We start from the raw sequence: 3,045 nt of genomic DNA on the forward strand, positions 1-3,045 counted from the left end.
GGTCCTTTTAGAGCCATTAATGCTTCTCTAAGGCGCATTAGTTTATTTAACTCTGGCACTTGTTGCACTATATTATCAGGCGAAAAATCTTTCATACTAGATATTTTTAGGTTGATATCTAATTCTTCAGCGCCTCCACCCAAAGTATTTTTAACATTAAATTGGGTTTTGATGTCTAGTTTTTGCATAACTTGATTAAAATTTATTTTGTTGATAGACACAATTTCTCTATCTTCTAAATTTTGTTCATTTTTACCTGTTAAATTAGCCATTATCATAAGTTTTAAAGGTAATTCTATCTCTGCATTTTGCCCGTTTGTTTTTGCCTTGTAGGTTATATTTATGCGTTCTTTTGGTGCACTTGATCCATCAGACATTTTACTTCCTTATTTTTTGAATTAAAATTTATTTTTTAAATTATACATAAAACTAAATAAAGAATAACTAAGTTTATATTTTTTTATTAGTTTTGTTTTTTGCATAATTATACTCATCACTTAAGTAATCCTTTAATAAGGTTTTTTCCATAAGTTCAACTAGTTGTAAGTATATAATTTTTGCATTATTTTTCATATTGTTTGTTTCAAAAACTTGTGCCATGGCTATTAAAGAATTTATATTACAAAATAAAGAATTATTATAATTTTCATTGTTTATTTCAATGAGTAATTGCTCTACTTTTTTATTTTTATCGGATGTGGTGTGTGTTTTTTTATTAGTTTCTTGATTTTGTTTTACAAAATAATTAAATGTATCTTCTTTACACATTAATTCGCCGTTGTCAAATCTTAACTTGGTAATATCTTTGAATTTGAGAATAAAATTGCAGGTTAGTAAATTTAAAATTTTCAAGGAGTGTTCTTTTTGATGATGATGTAAAAAATCACAAAATAGTTTAAATCCTTCTATCCAGAAAGGGTTAAGTGAAAGGTTATTGATAAAACATTTTATTTGATCTAACTCATTCGTATTTTTATCTAATAGTAATTTTATTAAATTTCTATCAGGATATCTTACTTTAGTGACAAAATCTGAATGCGGTGGAAGGGTTTTTAATCTTCCCCAAGCTGCTTCTGCAAACAATGAATAAGCATTAGTATTTTCAATGTTATTTTCTAGTAATTCTATTGCTAGATTATTTAATAATGTTCTGTATTCTCTATCGCTAAGATTAGATAATTTTGTGTTTTTTATATCGATATTTACTTGTGTCACTGGAGATTTAAGAGGTGATTGTTTAGTTTGAGTTATTTCTTCTTTAATGTTTAATTTTACAAAATTACAATTTAAAATTTCGCGTAATTTTTCAAAATACTCATTTAAACTTTTAGCTGTGACTTGTGAGCATTTTGGTGAATTTTTATTAAATTCATTAATAAAATTTTCAACAATTTGTTTGTATTTCTTTTTTTGATTTAATAGTATAGAAGATGTTTTACTTATATTTTCAGGTTTTTCTCGAAATAATTTTTCTGTAAAAATTATTATTTCTAAAAATATTTTAAAACACTCTTCGTTATTTAATGCTAAACATGATAAAGAAAAGTAAGCGAAAATTTTCATATCCATCGAGTTGTTTTGTAAAATATCTAATGAGTGTTCATATACCTTATCCCATTGTATTTTTTCATGATTTAATGTTTTGTATTTTGTCATCTCTTCTTCAAGTAAATGAAATATTTCTAAGTTTTCTAAATTTTCTTCATAATGATCACAGAAAATCATTTTTTATCTCCTAAGCACTATTGAAAGTTTTTTTAATTATAATAAAAAATAAAATTATAGTGTTATTTATTTAAGTATTTTTTTAAGGATGGGAATGAGAAAAATTTTTGTTATGTTGCTCATGGGGTTGTTTTTAAGTTCTTGCTCTAGTGTTGTAAGTGTAAAGATTGATAATATAAAAAATTCTAATTTAAATAGTAGAAATGATGATGTTCCTTTGACTGTTATTGTGTATCAACTAAAAGATGTAAATAAATTTATAAAGGCTAGTGATTTAGAGCTGATTAATAGAGAGGATGCTCTACTCGGTAGAGATAAAATTGACTCGATTAGACTACAAATTGCCCCTAAAGATAATATTATTGCTTTTAAAGTTATAGATGAAGAAGTGCCGTATATTGGTATTTTGGTTTTATTTGCAAATAATACTAAAAAGGTAACAAAAATTTGGGCAAAAACAGATGATGCTAATGGTTTTGGAACTAAAAAAACATTAAAATTTGAAATAACAAAAGATGGTATTAGACATATTTAATCTAAGGAAAATATAATGGCAGATAAGCTAAAAGTAGCTTGGTTTAATGGGCTAAATATTGATAAAATTCATTTTGAGCAACAAGAACGATATTTTGAAAGAAATATTAATCTTAAAACAATTTCAACTTTCAATAATTTATATGGAATAATTGATTTAGAATTTTCCAATGAAATGCTAATGCAAGGAAAAATAGCACTTAAAAGAATTTCTGGAATTGCTAAAGATGGTAGCATTTTTAATGCGCCAGAACAAGATGAGCTTCCAGAGCCTTTGGAGGTTAATTATGATTCTTTGGTAAATTCTATTATTGTTATTAAAATTCCTATGGGTTTATCCTCTATAGCAGATATATCTTTACACAATAATATACCTAATTCAAAATACATTAGTTTAAGAAGTGTTGTAGCTTCAAGAATATATGATGATAATACTAATGATGTTTTTAAACATACTGATTTAGAAGATGAATATGAGAATGATAATATTACTTTCTCTCAAGAAAAAATAAGCATTACTTTAGCTAGTTTGAGATTGAAATTGGGCTTTTTAGGCAGCAAAACTCCAGATGAACTTGAAATTCCTATAGCAAAAATCAAAAATATTGATTTAAATAAAAAAATAGAGTTAGATGAAAGTTTTATACCCACTTGTTTAGATTTAAATAAATCTTCGTATATTAAATCATTTTTAGAAGAAATTTCGCATTCAATTAAACAGCATAAAGAAATACTCACTGAAGTATTTAAGGGTATAGATCAAACTAAAAACACCTTGGATTTTAG

General features: G+C 25.2%; 4 protein-coding genes. 2 read left to right on the forward strand and 2 right to left on the reverse strand.

The features are described 5' to 3' along the window. Positions 1–377, reverse strand: a 377-nt coding sequence (tssB, locus tag L8V79_RS07915; protein WP_263703176.1) for a type VI secretion system contractile sheath small subunit, incomplete at its 3' end; no start/stop codon positions are given. A gap of 73 nt (positions 378–450) precedes the next feature. Continuing rightward, a complete protein-coding gene (locus L8V79_RS07920; RefSeq protein WP_263687865.1) occupies positions 451–1,725 on the reverse strand; it encodes a TssA family type VI secretion system protein in 1,275 nt (424 codons plus the stop codon). Between the two features lie 94 nt (positions 1,726–1,819). On the opposite strand from L8V79_RS07920, the gene tssJ reads away from it, so the two are divergent. Together tssJ and tssK are read left to right on the forward strand one after the other, a co-directional pair. After that, positions 1,820–2,260, forward strand: coding sequence for a type VI secretion system lipoprotein TssJ (gene tssJ / locus L8V79_RS07925; protein WP_220524493.1), 441 nt, complete (start codon positions 1,820–1,822; stop codon positions 2,258–2,260). Positions 2,261–2,275: 15 nt separating this feature from the next. Beyond that, a partial coding sequence (gene tssK / locus L8V79_RS07930) for a type VI secretion system baseplate subunit TssK (protein ID WP_263703177.1) occupies positions 2,276–3,045 on the forward strand: 770 nt, incomplete at its 3' end.

The organism is Campylobacter sp. IFREMER_LSEM_CL2194, from assembly GCF_025771685.1.
Taxonomy (GTDB): Bacteria; Campylobacterota; Campylobacteria; order Campylobacterales; family Campylobacteraceae; genus Campylobacter_D.

Excerpts from the sequence above, each read along its gene's own strand:
- tssJ (WP_220524493.1), top strand. The coding sequence starts at position 1,820 with ATGAGAAAAATTTTTGTTATGTTGCTCATGGGGTTGTTTTTAAGTTCT.
- L8V79_RS07920 (WP_263687865.1), bottom strand. The coding sequence starts at position 1,725 with ATGATTTTCTGTGATCATTATGAAGAAAATTTAGAAAACTTAGAAATA.